This window comes from Humibacter ginsengiterrae (genome assembly GCF_054780115.1).
Map to the genome: position 1 here is coordinate 1 of NZ_BAAGWY010000008.1, position 14,301 is coordinate 14,301.

At 67.1% G+C, this 14,301-nt stretch carries 17 protein-coding genes; 4 read left to right on the top strand and 13 right to left on the bottom strand.

Annotated features, from left to right (window positions below):
* Nucleotides 1–424: 424 nt before the first annotated feature.
* The 5 genes from pdxT to pdxS form a co-directional block, all read right to left on the bottom strand.
* Nucleotides 425–1,027 (bottom strand): pyridoxal 5'-phosphate synthase glutaminase subunit PdxT, encoded by a 603-nt coding sequence (gene pdxT, locus ACYVII_RS10935; protein WP_460534840.1) that lies wholly within the window; start codon nucleotides 1,025–1,027, stop codon nucleotides 425–427.
* A 124-nt stretch (nucleotides 1,028–1,151) separates the two neighbouring features.
* Entirely contained in the window at nucleotides 1,152–1,655 is a 504-nt protein-coding gene (locus ACYVII_RS10940; protein WP_460534843.1) for a hypothetical protein, read from the bottom strand.
* 112 nt (nucleotides 1,656–1,767) lie between these two features.
* Nucleotides 1,768–2,721: a DMT family protein gene (locus ACYVII_RS10945; protein ID WP_460534844.1), complete on the bottom strand. Its 954-nt coding sequence runs from the start codon at nucleotides 2,719–2,721 to the stop codon at nucleotides 1,768–1,770.
* Between the two features lie 31 nt (nucleotides 2,722–2,752).
* Nucleotides 2,753–2,914: a hypothetical protein gene (locus ACYVII_RS10950; RefSeq protein WP_460534846.1), complete on the bottom strand. Its 162-nt coding sequence runs from the start codon at nucleotides 2,912–2,914 to the stop codon at nucleotides 2,753–2,755.
* Nucleotides 2,915–2,999: 85 nt separating this feature from the next.
* Nucleotides 3,000–3,908: a pyridoxal 5'-phosphate synthase subunit PdxS gene (gene pdxS, locus ACYVII_RS10955; RefSeq protein ID WP_460534848.1), complete on the bottom strand. Its 909-nt coding sequence runs from the start codon at nucleotides 3,906–3,908 to the stop codon at nucleotides 3,000–3,002.
* 174 nt (nucleotides 3,909–4,082) lie between these two features.
* Here pdxS and ACYVII_RS10960 point away from each other — a divergent pair, with 174 nt between their 5' ends.
* Together ACYVII_RS10960 and ACYVII_RS10965 are read left to right on the top strand one after the other, a co-directional pair.
* A complete protein-coding gene (locus ACYVII_RS10960; protein WP_460534850.1) occupies nucleotides 4,083–4,451 on the top strand; it encodes an ArsR/SmtB family transcription factor in 369 nt (122 codons plus the stop codon).
* Nucleotides 4,448–5,512, top strand: coding sequence for a cation diffusion facilitator family transporter (locus tag ACYVII_RS10965; protein ID WP_460534852.1), 1,065 nt, complete (start codon nucleotides 4,448–4,450; stop codon nucleotides 5,510–5,512). Before ACYVII_RS10960 ends, ACYVII_RS10965 begins: the two co-directional genes overlap by 4 nt.
* A gap of 38 nt (nucleotides 5,513–5,550) precedes the next feature.
* On the opposite strand, the gene ACYVII_RS10970 is transcribed toward ACYVII_RS10965, so the two are convergent.
* The 3 genes from ACYVII_RS10970 to ACYVII_RS10980 form a co-directional block, all read right to left on the bottom strand.
* On the bottom strand, nucleotides 5,551–6,132 hold the full coding sequence (locus ACYVII_RS10970; RefSeq protein WP_460534854.1) for a carboxymuconolactone decarboxylase family protein: 582 nt from the start codon (nucleotides 6,130–6,132) through the stop codon (nucleotides 5,551–5,553).
* Nucleotides 6,119–6,454: a hypothetical protein gene (locus ACYVII_RS10975; protein WP_460534856.1), complete on the bottom strand. Its 336-nt coding sequence runs from the start codon at nucleotides 6,452–6,454 to the stop codon at nucleotides 6,119–6,121. The genes ACYVII_RS10970 and ACYVII_RS10975 overlap by 14 nt, the downstream gene beginning before the upstream one ends.
* An 86-nt stretch (nucleotides 6,455–6,540) precedes the next feature.
* Nucleotides 6,541–7,026 (bottom strand): YciE/YciF ferroxidase family protein, encoded by a 486-nt coding sequence (locus ACYVII_RS10980; RefSeq protein WP_460534858.1) that lies wholly within the window; start codon nucleotides 7,024–7,026, stop codon nucleotides 6,541–6,543.
* Between the two features lie 286 nt (nucleotides 7,027–7,312).
* Between ACYVII_RS10980 and ACYVII_RS10985 the strand changes: the two genes are divergently transcribed.
* Nucleotides 7,313–7,678: a DUF7882 family protein gene (locus tag ACYVII_RS10985; protein WP_460534859.1), complete on the top strand. Its 366-nt coding sequence runs from the start codon at nucleotides 7,313–7,315 to the stop codon at nucleotides 7,676–7,678.
* A 10-nt stretch (nucleotides 7,679–7,688) separates the two neighbouring features.
* Here ACYVII_RS10985 and ACYVII_RS10990 read toward each other — a convergent pair whose 3' ends face one another.
* Genes ACYVII_RS10990 through ACYVII_RS11010 form a run of 5 tightly spaced genes read right to left on the bottom strand, consistent with a single transcriptional unit; the run spans nucleotide 7,689 to nucleotide 13,582 of the window.
* Nucleotides 7,689–8,858, bottom strand: a complete 1,170-nt coding sequence (locus tag ACYVII_RS10990) for an enolase-like domain-containing protein (protein WP_460534861.1) — start codon at nucleotides 8,856–8,858, stop codon at nucleotides 7,689–7,691.
* A gap of 4 nt (nucleotides 8,859–8,862) precedes the next feature.
* Nucleotides 8,863–10,695 carry a thiamine pyrophosphate-requiring protein gene (locus ACYVII_RS10995; protein WP_460534863.1) on the bottom strand — a complete coding sequence of 611 codons (1,833 nt, stop codon included), beginning with the start codon at nucleotides 10,693–10,695 and terminating at the stop codon, nucleotides 8,863–8,865.
* 30 nt (nucleotides 10,696–10,725) lie between these two features.
* Nucleotides 10,726–12,345 (bottom strand): GMC family oxidoreductase, encoded by a 1,620-nt coding sequence (locus ACYVII_RS11000; protein ID WP_460534865.1) that lies wholly within the window; start codon nucleotides 12,343–12,345, stop codon nucleotides 10,726–10,728.
* Nucleotides 12,342–13,118 carry a gluconate 2-dehydrogenase subunit 3 family protein gene (locus ACYVII_RS11005; protein ID WP_460534867.1) on the bottom strand — a complete coding sequence of 259 codons (777 nt, stop codon included), beginning with the start codon at nucleotides 13,116–13,118 and terminating at the stop codon, nucleotides 12,342–12,344. Before ACYVII_RS11005 ends, ACYVII_RS11000 begins: the two co-directional genes overlap by 4 nt.
* Entirely contained in the window at nucleotides 13,115–13,582 is a 468-nt protein-coding gene (locus tag ACYVII_RS11010; protein ID WP_460534869.1) for a hypothetical protein, read from the bottom strand. Before ACYVII_RS11010 ends, ACYVII_RS11005 begins: the two co-directional genes overlap by 4 nt.
* Before the next feature lie 514 nt (nucleotides 13,583–14,096).
* Between ACYVII_RS11010 and ACYVII_RS11015 the strand changes: the two genes are divergently transcribed.
* On the top strand, nucleotides 14,097–14,255 hold the full coding sequence (locus ACYVII_RS11015; RefSeq protein WP_460534872.1) for a hypothetical protein: 159 nt from the start codon (nucleotides 14,097–14,099) through the stop codon (nucleotides 14,253–14,255).
* The last annotated feature ends 46 nt before the right edge of the window (nucleotides 14,256–14,301 follow it).

Consider the following 14,301-nt stretch of genomic DNA (forward strand, 5'->3'; position numbering starts at 1 on the left):
CCCACAACCTCCTCAAACTCCGAGCAGCCACCCCCGCCTGACCGGGCAAGCCGGCACCCTCCAGCCAGACGCCGAACGCTACCAAATCCCGCACCCCCACCGCCCAGAAGATTCACGCGACAGCCTGCCCTGTGCTGGTACCACCATCACTACGTCGACACCGGCGGCTGGGCCATCCGCATGATCGCCGGCGCACCACACGTCCGGGCACCAGCATGGATCGACCCCACCGGGGAATGGCGACCCACCGGCACCTGGCGACCCACCGGCACCGCACGCGGAAGGCCGAGACGACGCGAATGAGCGCGCCCCGGGCAACGGCCGCAGCGCGGTCCATGCGTGATCCGGCAACTCCCGGATGTACGGCGGTGCCGCGGCTCCGTGCCGCGAAGTTCGCACTGCCCGACAGCCGGTGGCGTGCGCCCTAGGACTCCGCCACAAGCTCCAGGAATCGCCGGTGGAACCGATACTCGCCATTGATCTCCGGGTGGAAGGCGGTGGCCAGCAGTCCGTCCTGCTCAACCGCGACCACCCTGCCGTCGACGAGCGTCGCCAGCGCGGTAACGTCCTCAGACATCCGCTCGACAGCGGGCGCTCGGATGAACACGGCGTGCACGGCAGGATCACCGAGCTCCGCGATCGGCAGGTCTGTCTCGAACGAATCGTTCTGGTTGCCGAACGCATTGCGCCGCACGGTGACGTGGAGGCCACCGATCGTCTGCTGTCCGTCAGCCGCGTCGACCAGTTTGTCGGCGAGCATGATCATGCCGGCGCACGTGCCGTAGACGGGCATGCCCGCCGCGATCCGATCGCGAATCGGCTGCGCGAGCCCGAACGATCGGCTGAGCTTGTCCATCACGGTCGACTCACCGCCAGGAATGATGAGCCCACCGACCTGGTCCAGTTCGGCCGCGCGGCGCACGGGTACGGCTTCGGCACCGATCTCCCGCAGCACGTGCAGATGTTCGCGGAAGTCACCCTGAAGTGCGAGAACGCCGACCCGGCGGCCGCTACCGGTCACGCTCATGGTCTCCAGCGTAATCGGCTCCCGCCAGCGCTCCGCGCGGGCGTCCCGCGCCGCACGGCGGAGCCGACCCATGAATCCGGGACATGCATCCGCCACACGTTACGAGTCCACGCCGACGTGCGAATCACGAATCCACACCGGCGTCCGACGCGAGCTCGGCCGCAGCCGCGTCGTCGATCTCCCAAATGGTCAGGTCGGGTGCATCGTCACCGAGCTCTGTCCGCACGACAGTTTCTGCCACCTGCGATGCATAGGCCACCACCGCCCATTTGCCCGGGGCGAGGATGCTCGCAACCTGCTTGCGCAAACGCCGCTCAGGGGTGGCGTCATCCTCGGCGACCCGATCGACGACGGCGTTCACCGTGCCGCCGACCCTGGCACCGAGCAGCGGTGTCGCCAAGAGCGAACCCAGTATCTGGGCGAACGAGGCGGCGTCTCGCTCGTTCTCGGGTGCGACCGGATCATGAGGTGCGGTCGTGAGCTCGAGGTGGCCGTCCTTGCCCACTTCGACCCAGACGAGCCCCGTGAGGTTGAGCAACGCGGCACCGTGCAGCTCCCGGAGACGGTTGAAGACTCGACGGGAGGCATCCTCATCGTCGAAAGAGGCACTGATGAGAGCGGATGCCATGGGTCACCTCCGTAGAACGCGGTCGAACGGCTTCTCGTGACATCCGCTCGGCACGTCGAGCCTCGCGCCGTGCTCTTCGTCGATCAAGGGCTTGCAACTATCAACGGAAGCGTCACTTGGACGAACCCGCCTTCGCCGCGCCCGCCGCGCTCGGCTGATGTCGGGAGAGTTCGATGACGCCGTACACCGCGATGGCCCCGGTGACGATGAAGACCACGTCGGCCCAGATCGGCGCGGTCGCCGCTTCCCCGAGCACGACGATGCCGATGCTCACCCCCACGAGCGGGTCGATGACGGTAAGCCCGGCAACGACGAGTTCCGGGGAGCCGGACGAATACGCCGTTTGCACGAAATACGTTCCGAGGATCGCCGCCGTGACCAGCCCGAGCAGGCAGACGACGGTCAGCCAGTCCGCCGGGCTGAGGCGGAAGCCGTTGTGGATGATGGTCTGAACGCGGGTGATCAGCACCTTCGCGAGCGTCGCGACAAACCCGAACAACACGCCGGCGCCCGCGACGTAGAACAGTCGAGTGAACCTGGCCCTGAACGCCACGAAGCCGATTCCGAAGAGCAGCAGCACGACCGCCAGGATGATCACCACGATCAGAAGCTGCGCGTCGGTGATCGGGATCGTGGTGGTGGTGAGCGCCGCGATGGTGACGAACAGACCCACCCCGGCGATGCAGCAGACGATGGCACGGATGGCTCGCGGCTCCAGTCGCGTTCTGGACAGCCTGGCCGTGATCACTGCCGTGATCACGAGCGCCATGGCACCGAGCGGCTGAACGACGGTGAGCGGCGCGAGAAACAAGCTGAAGAGCTGGAGCACGATCGCCAGCCCGAGCATGAGGGTGCCAAGAAGCCACGACGGCCGGCGTGCCAACGCGACGAGCTGCTTCCAGCCCAGGCCGGAGTGCTCCGCCGCATCCGCGCTGCGACCGACCTTGGTGACCCCGTGCTGCTGGAACTCCGCCCCCAATGCGAGGAAGACGGAACCGACGAGCGCGACAGGGATGCCCAGCGACTGCGCTGGAGTGAGCGAGACCAGGGCGAGGCTCACGAGCATCCTTCCCCGCGGAGGCCGTTCTCGGAGGCGATCACGACCTCCTGGACGCGGCCCGGCGGATGAAGCCGACGATCACCGTCGCTATGAAGAGGATGATGCCGATGATCGCAAGCCAGAGCAGGCCCTTGAACGCGAATCCGACGACGGCCACGATCAGCCAGATGACCAGAAGCACAACGAGCAAGATCAACATGGTCGAAACGCTACGCGCGTCCCCGCTGTCGGACGAGGGCTGGACGAGAGCGCGCCGATGCGCTTCAGCGGCGAAGGCTCCTCGCCTACCAGCCGCGCTCGGCGAGGCGATGCGGAGCAGGCACGTCGGCGACGTTGATGCCGACCATCGCCTCACCGAGTCCGCGGGACGCCTTGGCAATCTCCTCCGGGTCGTCGTAGTACGTCGTCGCCTTCACGATCGCCGCCGCACGCTTGGCGGGATCGCCCGACTTGAAGATGCCCGAGCCGACGAAGACGCCGTCAGCACCCAGCTGCATCATCATCGCCGCATCGGCCGGGGTGGCGACGCCTCCTGCCGTGAACAGCACGACGGGTAGCTTGCCGGTCGTCGCCACCTCGGCCACGAGGTCGTACGGTGCCTGCAGTTCCTTCGCCGCCACGTAGAGCTCGTCCTTCGACTTCGACTTCAGCGCGTTGATCTCCGAGGTGATCGCGCGGATGTGCTTGGTCGCCTCCGAGACGTCTCCCGTGCCGGCCTCACCCTTCGACCGGATCATCGCCGCACCCTCGGTGATGCGCCGCAGCGCCTCGCCCAGGTTGGTCGCACCGCACACGAATGGCACGGTGAACGGCCACTTGTCGATGTGGTTCACATAGTCCGCCGGCGACAGCACTTCGGACTCGTCGATGTAGTCGACACCGAGCGCCTGCAGCACCTGCGCCTCCACGAAGTGCCCGATGCGAGCCTTCGCCATAACCGGGATGGAGACCGCCGAGATGATCCCGTCGATCAGATCCGGGTCGCTCATGCGCGCGACACCGCCCTGCGCACGGATGTCTGCAGGCACTCGCTCGAGCGCCATCACGGCGACCGCGCCGGCGTCTTCCGCGATCCTCGCCTGCTCGGCGGTGACGACATCCATGATCACCCCGCCCTTCAGCATCTCCGCGAGCCCGCGCTTGACGCGGCTCGTTCCGAGTTCGGTGGTCGTGGTCTCGATCGTGTCGGTCATGATCCTCTGGGTTTTCGTCACGCATGCCGTTCATCGGCAGGCAAGGGGTTGCTAGCGAAACTCGACGTCCACGGTAGCGGCGCCGGCAGAAAAGACGCAGTGAGCGTGCCTGGTACGGGCGCTGGAGCGGATGGCTGTACCGGGCCGCGTCCCTCATTAAGTTAGCATCTGCGTATGGATGCGGATAAGCCGATATGCGGTCGCGAGGTGGACAGCCAGTACGTCGAGCTGGCCGTCGAGGTGTTCTCGATGCTCGCCGACGCCACCCGGGTGCGGATCATCCTCGCGCTCCGGGATGTCGAGGAGTTGTCGGTGAACCACCTTGCCGACATCGTGGACAAACCGCCGTCGGCGGTGTCGCAGCACCTCGCCAAGCTGCGCCTGGCTCGCATCGTCGCGACACGTCAAGACGGGCAGCGCGTCTTCTACCGGCTGGAGAACGAGCATGCGAGGCAGCTCGTCTCGGATGCGATCTTCCAGGCGGAGCATTCTCTGGGAGACGTGCCGCGCCACCACCACGTGCAGGCGGTTGAGCAGTCGTGAGCCACACACACCAGCACGAGCACGAGCACCAGCATCCTCATGCCCACCACAACCACGACCACGACCATCACCACGACCACGACCACGACCACGACCACGACGGCCACGAGCACTCGCATCCGCATGGCGGTGTGAAGGGATTCCTCTACGACCTCTTCGTTCCGCACACGCACGATGCCGCGGACTCCGTCGATGACGCGCTCGAGGCGAGCAAGGCAGGCGTTACCGCCGTCAAGGTCTCAATGTTCATCCTGCTGGGCACGACCCTTCTGCAGTTCGGCTTCGTGCTGTTCACCGGCTCCGTCGCGCTCCTGGCCGACACGATCCACAACTTCGCCGACGCGCTTACCGCCGTCCCGCTATGGATCGCGTTCGTGCTCGGCCGACGCGTCGCCACTCGCCGCTACACCTACGGGTACGGGCGCGCCGAAGACCTCGCCGGCTTGTTCATCGTCTTCGTCGTCGCGTTGTCCGCGGTCGTCGCCGGCTGGGAGGCGATCGACCGTTTCATCCATCCGCAACCGGTGGAGAATGCCGGGTGGCTGATCGTCGCCGGCCTGATCGGATTCGCAGGAAACGAGCTCGTCGCCGTTTACCGCATCCGCGTCGGGCGCAAGATCGGCTCGGCTGCACTGATGGCCGACGGTGTGCACGCGAGGCTCGACGGCATCACCTCGCTGTCGGTCGTGCTGGGCGCCATCGGTGTGCTCCTCGGCTTTCCGCTCGCCGACCCGATCATCGGCCTGCTCATCGCTATCTCGATCCTGGCGCTGCTCTGGGGCACGGTGAAGTCGGTCGGCGCACGCCTGATGGATGCCGTCGACCCGCTGTTGCTCGAACGAGTCGAGCATGTGCTCGAGCACACGACCGGAGTGACGGGCATCCAGAACGTGAAGCTGCGCTGGAGCGGTCATCGTCTCATCGGATCGGCCATGGTGACGACGGATGCCTCGAGCCTGCACGACGCCGTACGCGTCGCCGATCATGCGTCAGCGCACGTCCGCGGCGAACTCCGCAACCTCGACGACTTCCTCGTTACGCCGGTACCGCCGGGCCGCTGACACGCGCCACCTTCAACGGCGACCGGGGCGCCGGCAGTTCAGGAATAGCCGCGCTTGAGGAGCATGCCCGCTGCCTTGTCGAACTCGTCCGAGCTCGGAATCTGGAAGGCGAGCGCGTTCGCGTATCGGACGATCACGTTGAAGATGCTCGCCACTGCCGCCGCATCGCGGAGATCGTCGACGGACAGGCCGGCATCCAGAGCGGCTCGAGCGTCGGCGGCGGTGAGCTCGTCCGGACGACGCGTGACCTTCTCGATGAAGGTCAGCGCCGCTTTCAGCCGATCGGACACCGGGGCGGTGCGGTAGTCGTTCAACACGGCGTCGACGAGCGCGCGATCGATGCCGCGCACGGCGATCGCACCGTGCGCACCGACGCAGAACGGGCACGAGTTCCAGGATGCGACGGCAGCGGCCATGAGTTCCCGCTCGTACACGCTCCATCCGCTCTCTCCGCGCATGGCCCTCTGCGTCCAGGCGCCCAGAACCGGGCCGGCGAAGTCCTGGTGATAGAACGCCACTCGCGCGGCATCGGGCAGACGGATGCCGGTGAGCCGCGAGATCATCGCGATCAGCGCTCGGTGCCGAAGGGTATCGCCACGCTCGACCTCAGGCAGGCGCATCGAGGGCTTCCTCGATCACTGCCGCTGCGGCATCCCAGCGGTGCAGCCCCGTTCCGATCGCGGCGGTCAGGATCAGCTCGAACGCGCTCCTCTCACTGCCGGTCGCACCCAGCACAGCCGCGATTTGGGCATCCGTCACTCGTGCCGAGTCTCTGGCGATCTGTTCGACGAGCTGGTCGTACGGCTCGGGTACGGCGGCACCCCTCGCGGCACGTTCGAATACCGCCAACCGCAGCGCGCGGTCGGTGTCCCCGCTGTCGGCGACACGGGCAGACAGGGCTCGGGCATGCTCGGCGTGCGACTGCGGGCCGTCCCTTCGCATGGCGGCGACTCTACGCGCAGTCCGAGAGAGCTGAAAAGGGGGATGCCGGTCCGCCCGAACCCGACATCCCCCGGCTCACACGGCCGTCAAACCGCAGCGACGATGCTCTTGAGCTTGTCGTACAGCTCCTCGCTGGTGTGCTGCTCTTGTCCGAGGTTCTCGGTGAGCAGCTCCACGACCTGCTGAAGCCGGAGGGAGTCGGCAAGGCAGATGAGCGACTGGTATGCCGCGATCTCGGTGTGTTCGGTCTCGAGCGCTGCCGACAGCACCACGCTGTCGAGGAGCGACACGTCGGACTTGCGGATCAGAGACGTTCCCTCGCGAGAGAGCCCCTTCGTGGTTTGAGACGGTTCCTCGGCTGCGGAGATCTCCAGCTCCTGGCACACCTGATCGAGGTTCTGCATCTGGTGCCGCGTCTCATCGGCGTGGTGACGGAACATCTCCTTGATGTCCTCACTCTGCGCGGCCTGCTCGAGCTCCCCGAGCATCGAGAGCGAGTCCTGCTCCATCGAGATGGCCGAGCCGATGCGGTATTCGAGAAGCTGGCGTGGGTTGTCGAAGTGTTCGAACATGCGCAGATCTCCCTCACTGATAAGACGTGCAAGACCAGAACACGGCATGGCTCACGTGAAGATAAGGGGTTGCCAAACCGCAACGGACACGTCCGGCGACGGTGGGCACGCACCTGCTGGTTTCGAATACGACGTTGAGCGAAATGTCAAGACCCTCCCGGTATGAGGGCCACCCTTGAAGTCGTCTGCCGACCCGCGTTTCGATGTTCCCCAGGGGTCGTCCCGCTCCGAGCGACATCGCGCCCTACTACAGACTCAAAACACAAGTTCTTCTAAGGAGTGAGCCATGGGAACCATGATCTACGGGCCGCAAGATGTGGAATTCGACGACCGTCTCCTGACCCGCCTGGAGATCGTCATCGTCAACAAGTTCCGTCGCCGCGAGTCCTTTCTGATGTCGTGGCTGGACGACCTTTCGGTCGGAAGCGGCAGGGCGTCGCTGTGGATGTCCGCCGAGGTCCCGGTGTACTTCAAGTACCTGGGGTCGCGCGTTCCGGCCGTCAACCGTGACTGGCTGCGACTCCTGGAGACGGAGGCCAACGGACCGCGCGGCCTCGTCGTGCTCGACGAGGATGGCGCGCCCGCCCACGCTGGACGTGCCGGTCAGCAGCGTCCTGACCGGGACGCACACCCGGTGCGCAGGGTCGCCTAGCCGACTCCCGCTAGTCCCACTGCCACGACTCGGTGCGGTACTCCTCACCGCGGTCGGTGAGTTCGAGGCCCAGGCCGGGCCGCGAGGGATCGGGCACGAGGCATCCGTCGACCAGTTCGGGCGTGCCGTCGAAGAGCAGAGGCTCGATCAGCGCGTGGTCGTGGAAGTACTCCACGTGCACGCCGGGCTCGACGGATGCCGTCAGCACGGCATGCAGCGCCGGCGCGCAATGCGCGCTCAGCGCCACGCCCCACGCGACGCACTGCTCGGCCGCGTTCAGAAATCCCGTGACGCCGCCGCAGCGCGTGGCGTCCGCCTGCAGTGTGTCCACGGCGCCTGAGGTGAGGAGCAGGCGGAAGTCCGCCGGCATGTAGCCGTACTCCCCTGCCGCAATCTGCATGCCGCCCGGGCCGCGGTCGCGCATCAGGCGCAGCCCTTCGAGGTCGTCGCTGGAGACCGGCTCCTCGAACCAGGTCACGCGGTCGTCGGCCCAGAACCGCTGCGCCATGCCCAGTGCTTGTTTGCGGCTGTACGCGCCGTTCGCGTCGACGAACAGCTGCACGTCGCCGCCGATCGCCTCCCGGGCGGTGCGTACGCGAGCCGGATCCGCATCAGGATCCGTTCCGATCTTCATCTTCACCGCGCGGATGCCCTGCTCGGCCCATCCGCCCAGCTGCTGCCGCAACTGCTCGTCGCTGTAGCTCGTGAACCCGCCGCTGCCGTACACCATGATGCGGTCGCGGGAAGCGCCGAGGAGCCGAAGCAGAGACACGTCGAGCAGCTTCGCCTTGAGGTCGTGCAGCGCGACGTCCACGGCCGAGATCGCGCTGGCCGCGATGCCGCGCCAGCCGATGTTGCGCACGGCCCGCGCCATCGCCCAGAAGAGCTCCGGTGTCGCCGTCGCGTCCTTGCCGGTCACGAGAGGCGCGAGCACGTCGCGCACCAGCCCGAGACCGGTCGACGAGGTGTACGCGTAGCCGAGGCCGGTGCATCCGCCCGCGTCGATCTCGACGACGAGCACCGTCGTCGAGTCCCACTTCGCGGTACCGTCCGACTCGTGCATCGGCTCCCCGTCGAACGTCGTCGGCACCACGTACACCCTGGCGCGCACGGCCCGGATCGCAGTGTCGGCGGTCGGACCCGACCGGCCCGTGGCGTCCCGATCCCCTGCCAGGGTCATCCGCTCACTCGTCCTTCTTGTCGCCGCCGATGTGCAGCGCACCCTTCACGCGTTCCAGTCCCTCGGTGACCAGCGCCTCCGCCGAGTCCTTGATCACATTGACCTCGAACGGGTCGCCCTTCAGCAGCGCAAGACCGGTGTTCTTCGCGTACTCCTTCGTGATGTGCGGCGGCAGCGGCGGGATGTTCCGGCTCACCATGGCGTCGATCACGGTTACCCCATCGTGGGCGAGCGCGGTCTCGATCGCGTCGGCGGCGTCGTCGTCCTTCTCCACCCGGATGCCCTGAAAACCCAGCAGCCGCGCATAACCGGCGTAGTCGATCGACTCCACGTCCTGCGCGGTGCGCCACACCGGGTTGGCGTCTTCGGTGCGCATCTCCCAGGAGACCTGGCCGAGGTCGTTGTTATGCAGGATGAGCACGACGAACTGCTTGTTCGGGAACCTCTTCAGGTACTTCTTCATCGTGATCAGCTCGTTCATGCCGAGCATCTGGAACGCCCCGTCGCCGATGGTGCAGATCACCGGACGGTCCGGGAACGCGAACTTCGCAGAAGTCGCGTACGGCATCGCGGCGAGCATCGTCGCCAGCCGGCCGGAGAGGTCGCCGCGCATTCCGCGCCGGAAGCGCAGGTGATGGGCGTACCAGTCGGCGGTGGTACCGGCATCCGCGGTCACGATCACGCCGTCTGGGAGCCGCTTGTTCAGCTCGAAGTAGAACCGCCGCGGGTTGGCGCCGTCGTCATAGTTGACCATCGCCTCCGCTTCTTCCTCGCGCTCCCAGCCCTGCATCTCGTCGATGATCTTGCGCTGCCACGACAGGTCGTCCTTGGGCTTCAGCATCGGGATGAGCGCCTTCAGCGTCGCCCTCACGTCGCCCCACAGGTTGACCTCGGTGGGATAGCGGATGCCCATCTGCTCCGGCTTCAGATCCACCTGGATGGCCCTGGCCGCGCCCGTCTCCGGCAGGAACTCCCCATAGGGATAGTTCGTGCCGAGCATGAGCAGGGTGTCGCACTCGTGCATCTGGTGCAGGCTCGGCAGCGAGCCGAGCAGTCCGACCTGCTGCGTGTGGTACGGGATGTCGCCGGGAATGACATCCTTTCCGCGCAGCGCGGTGATGACGCCCGCGCCGGTCAGTTCCGCGGCCTTCAGCACCTCGTCGGTCGCGCCCTGGGCGCCGGCACCGACGAGGAATGTGACGCGCTCGCCGGCGTTCAGGATGTCCGCCGCCTTGCGCAGCTCCGCCTCGCTGGGCGTGATGTCGGTGGATGCCGGCTCCCTGCTGGCCCGTGAGACCCAGTGCGCCGCGGTCGGCGTCACCGCCTTCATGGCCTGCACGTCGTGCGGGAACACGATCACCGCCGGCTGCAGCCGCGCCAGCGCGCTGCGGAACGCGGTGTCGATCACGGCCTCCGCCTGTACGGGCGAGACGATGGTCTGCACGTAGCAGGCGACGTCCTGGAACACCCGCTCCAGGTTGTTCTCCTGCTGCGTGAACGTGCCGAGCGAGGCGAGGCCCTGCTGGCCGACGATCGCTACGACGGGCTGGTTGTCCATCTTCGCGTCGTAGAGACCGTTCAGCATGTGGAATCCGCCGGGGCTCGACGTGGCTACGCACACGCCGACCTCTCCGGTGAACTTCGCGTGCGCTGTGGCCATCAGCGAGCAGATCTCCTCGTGCGTCGGCCTGATGTAGTCGACGCCGTCGCCCTCGTCCTGCGCTTTGCCGAGCGCGCCGTCGAACGCCCCGATCCCGTCGCCGGGGAACCCGAACACACGAGTGACACCCCAGTCCTTCAGCCGCTCGATGACGACGTCGCTCACCGTCTTAGCCATCTGTCTCCTCCTTCGTCTCTGCCGTTCGTGTCACCGTCGCGCCATTCGATCCGCCGCGCGTGCCGCGATGGCCATGATCGTGAGTGCCGGGTTCGCGCTGCCCTGCGTGGGCAGCACGCTGCCGTCGGTGATGTACAGGTTGGGCACGGCGAAGGTGCGGCAGTCGGCATCCACCACGCCGTGCTCCTCGTCGGCGGCCATGCGCGCTCCGCCGACGAGGTGCGCGTACCGCTTGATCGTGATCGCCTCGTCGGCGCCCGCGGCCAGCAGGATGTTCTCCATCACCTTGGTCGCCGCCTCGATCAGTTGCCGGTCGTTGTCGCACTGGCTGTAGGAGAAGCGCGCGATCGGGAGGCCATGCCGGTCCTTCTCGGTCGACAGTGTCACCCGGTTGTCGGGCAGCGGAAGGAACTCGCACAGCGCCCCGAAGCACGCCCAGTGCACGTAGTCGCTCATGTAGTTGCGGAACTCCGCACCCCAGTGCCCCTGCGCCATGACGTGCTCCGCCCAGGTGATCGGCAGTGGAGACACGGTCTGGATCGAGAAGCCCCGCTTGTACGGCTTGCTCGGGTCGGTCTCATAGAACTGCTCGGTGCTCACCTCCGGGGGCGGCGCCTTGTACATGCGGATCTCCGAGTCGAACCGCCCGGCGGTCTGCGGGGCACCCTGCACCATGAGGTACCTGCCCACCTGGTCGAAGTCGTTGCACAGTCCGTCCGGAAAGCGTGCCGATGCCGAGTTGAGCAGCAGCCGCGGCGTCTCGATCGAGTACCCCGCGACGATGACGACGGATGCCTTCTGGAACCGCTCGCGCCCGTCGCGCACGTAGCGCACCCCGGTCGCGTGCCCGCTGAAGGCATCCACCTCGATGCCGGTCACCATCGAGTCGGGACGCACCTCGGCGCCGTGCTCGAGGGCATCCGGAACGTGGGTGATGAGCGGAGAGGCCTTCGCGTTGACCTTGCAGCCCTGCAGGCAGAAGCCGCGGTAGATGCAGTGCGGACGGTGGCCGAAGCGACCGTTCGCGATGGCGACCGGGCCGACTTTCGCCTCGATGCCGGCCTTCAGCGCCCCGCGCAGGAACACCTCGCCGTTGCCGCCCACCGGATGCGGGCTGTACGGGTAGCGATGCGGGTCGCCCCACGGCCAATCCTCGCCGGCAACCGGCAGCTCGGCCTCGATCTGCTCGTAGTATCCCCGCAGATCCGCGTAGTCGAGCGGCCAGTCGGCTCCGACTCCGTCGACCGTCTTCGTGTGGAAGTCGCTCGGGTGGAAGCGCGGCGTGTAGCCGGCGTAGTGCACCATCGAGCCGCCGACGCCGCGACCCGAGTTGTTGGAGCCGAGCGGCACAGGGTCGCTGCCGCCGATCTCTCGCGGTTCCGTCCAGTACAGCTGGTGGGATGCCGCCTCGTCGCTGACCCAGTCGTCCTCCGGGTTCCAGAACGGGCCGGCATCCAGCGCCGCAACGCGCCAGCCCATTCGGGCCAGTCGTTGCAACATGGTCGCGCCGCCCGCGCCGCAGCCCACGATCACGGCATCCAGCTCGTCGGTGTCGTCGAAGTGCCGCATCTGCGTGCGCAGCCGGTCGTCGACCGCGCCGCGAGGCGTGAGCAGCCAGGCGGATTCGTTGCGCTCGCGCACCGTACTCACGAATCATCGCCCTTCGAGTCGTCGCCGTGTCCCCGGGACGACGACGGAGCGCGACCGCCTTGTCCGGTCGTGTGGCGTGCACTGTTGTGCGCCTCGCGGGCCGGACCCGGGCGACGCAGCGGATCATCGTGCGGGCGGGCATCCGGAACCTCGTACGGCTCCCGCTTGTCGATGCCGAGCTCCTTGTAGCCGCGCGGATACGCGGGACCGCCGAAGCCGATCTCGTTCCACACCGCGGGATGCGAATAGAAGGCTGTCGCGGCGTACCGCGTCCACAGGCTCCACACCTGGGCGGGCGGCAGGTCGTGCCAGCGGTCCTCGCCCCAGGTGCGCACGGTCTCGAGCAGCTCGCACTGCTCGTCCTCGTCGCACTCGGCGAAGTCCCGGCCATGACGGTCGTGCGCATCCTCATTGATCGCGGCTAGGGATGCCTGCCACGCCTCCGAGTCACGCGGCATCGTGTCGTAGTGCCAGCCGTCGGTCTGATTCTCGGCGAGGCGGGCATCCACCATGCGGGCAAGATCCACGGTCTCACCCCCGGGATCGGCCGGCTGCCCCATCAGCCGGTCGAGCAGGCACTTCGCCGTCGCCTCTTCGAGTTGCGTGAAGAAGCGCACCGCCGGAAGCCCGTGCAGACGGGCCTGCAGGGCGGCCTTCGTTGCCGTGTCCCAGTGCTTCTCCTGCCCCATCACGTTGAAGCCGGGGAAGCGGCCGCCACCGTCCTCCGGCGCGAGCGGAAGCGTGTCGCGGGGGCGGTAGTGCTGCTTGCTCACCGCTCTCTCCGCAACAGCGCGGCGAGCAGTCCCATGCCGCCGACCAGCGTGACGAGTAACGGCGCGAGCAGCGGCGGCCCCATCTCCATGTTGTAACGGAAGTTCTTCCACCCACCCGGCTTCTGACGGATGCCCCTCGCGTGCAGCCACACACCCTGCAACCCGTTCGCCAGGATGATCACCGCCGCGATGGGCAACGCCGTCTTGGCCATGCGCTTGCTCACGAAACCAGCCGCACCGGCGACCACGCCGATCGGTCCGGTCGCGATGGGCGCCCACATCCACGGGTTGCCGAAGCTGGCCTTGTCGTGCTCGAAGAAGATCTCGGCGGTCGTGACGGCCGCCCCGACCGCGGTGAGCGCCGACATGCTGCGCTCGAACCGCCCGTGTTCCACGTCTTTCACGAGCCGGTCGATGCCGTAGACGGCCTCCGCTGCCGGATGCCCGTGCAGAGACCGCGGCATGCGCACCAAAGGGCTCAGCCCCTCGGTCCGGCCGCGGCGGTCCCCGGTGCGGCGACGGTCGTTATGGCGCAAAGAACTCTTCGGGCTCAACACTTCTGCATTGTGCGCAGCCTCGCGGCCGGACGTCGAGTGGTTGCGCGATGTCGGCTCGCGTTGTATCGAGAGGGCGCGCGTCAGTCGGCGGGACCCCCCCCCCCCCCCCCCCCCCGACGACGTGTCTTCAGACGTCTCGGCGTCGGTCGATGGCCGTGGACGATCCTCCTCGTCGACCCGGTCGGCTGCCCTGTTCTCGTCGGCGGTGCTGGTTGTTGCGTCGTCGCGCGCTCCGTCGCCGGAACGCTCGGAGCCCTCGAGAGGCTCCGTGCGGATGTCCGGGTCCGGCTGCCCGTTCGTGTCGCTCATGATCGTGCTCCCATACGCTCTCGTCGTCTCGCTCGTCCGCGCAACAAAGCACAAGTCGGGCGATTCTGGCAAGGGGTGGTGCCGGCCATGCGGCGCTGTCAGGGTGACGGACATGGTTGCTCTAGCTGTAATCCTGCTGATCATCGGAATCATCCTGCTGTTCCTCGGCATCTTCGTGCACGTTGCGAGCTTCTTGCTGTGGATCGGCATCATCCTGCTCATCATCGGCATCATCGTCGGCCTCTTCAGGCTCCTGAGAAGAAGCGTCTGACCCGGAACGGGTGCGGCGGTGCGAAAACCTCGCGCCGCCGCATCTG

What these genes read in the sequence shown, in the direction of transcription:
- ACYVII_RS10995 (WP_460534863.1), bottom strand. Translation starts at nt 10,695, where the DNA reads ATGGCTAAGACGGTGAGCGACGTCGTCATCGAGCGGCTGAAGGACTGG.
- ACYVII_RS10990 (WP_460534861.1), bottom strand. Translation starts at nt 8,858, where the DNA reads ATGACCCTGGCAGGGGATCGGGACGCCACGGGCCGGTCGGGTCCGACC.
- ACYVII_RS11015 (WP_460534872.1), top strand. Translation starts at nt 14,097, where the DNA reads ATGGTTGCTCTAGCTGTAATCCTGCTGATCATCGGAATCATCCTGCTG.
- pdxT (WP_460534840.1), bottom strand. Translation starts at nt 1,027, where the DNA reads ATGAGCGTGACCGGTAGCGGCCGCCGGGTCGGCGTTCTCGCACTTCAG.
- pdxS (WP_460534848.1), bottom strand. Translation starts at nt 3,908, where the DNA reads ATGACCGACACGATCGAGACCACGACCACCGAACTCGGAACGAGCCGC.
- ACYVII_RS10945 (WP_460534844.1), bottom strand. Translation starts at nt 2,721, where the DNA reads ATGCTCGTGAGCCTCGCCCTGGTCTCGCTCACTCCAGCGCAGTCGCTG.
- ACYVII_RS10960 (WP_460534850.1), top strand. Translation starts at nt 4,083, where the DNA reads ATGGATGCGGATAAGCCGATATGCGGTCGCGAGGTGGACAGCCAGTAC.
- ACYVII_RS10970 (WP_460534854.1), bottom strand. Translation starts at nt 6,132, where the DNA reads ATGCGCCTGCCTGAGGTCGAGCGTGGCGATACCCTTCGGCACCGAGCG.
- ACYVII_RS10980 (WP_460534858.1), bottom strand. Translation starts at nt 7,026, where the DNA reads ATGTTCGAACACTTCGACAACCCACGCCAGCTTCTCGAATACCGCATC.
- ACYVII_RS10975 (WP_460534856.1), bottom strand. Translation starts at nt 6,454, where the DNA reads ATGCGAAGGGACGGCCCGCAGTCGCACGCCGAGCATGCCCGAGCCCTG.
- ACYVII_RS10940 (WP_460534843.1), bottom strand. Translation starts at nt 1,655, where the DNA reads ATGGCATCCGCTCTCATCAGTGCCTCTTTCGACGATGAGGATGCCTCC.
- ACYVII_RS11010 (WP_460534869.1), bottom strand. Translation starts at nt 13,582, where the DNA reads ATGCCGCGGTCTCTGCACGGGCATCCGGCAGCGGAGGCCGTCTACGGC.
- ACYVII_RS10985 (WP_460534859.1), top strand. Translation starts at nt 7,313, where the DNA reads ATGGGAACCATGATCTACGGGCCGCAAGATGTGGAATTCGACGACCGT.
- ACYVII_RS10950 (WP_460534846.1), bottom strand. Translation starts at nt 2,914, where the DNA reads ATGTTGATCTTGCTCGTTGTGCTTCTGGTCATCTGGCTGATCGTGGCC.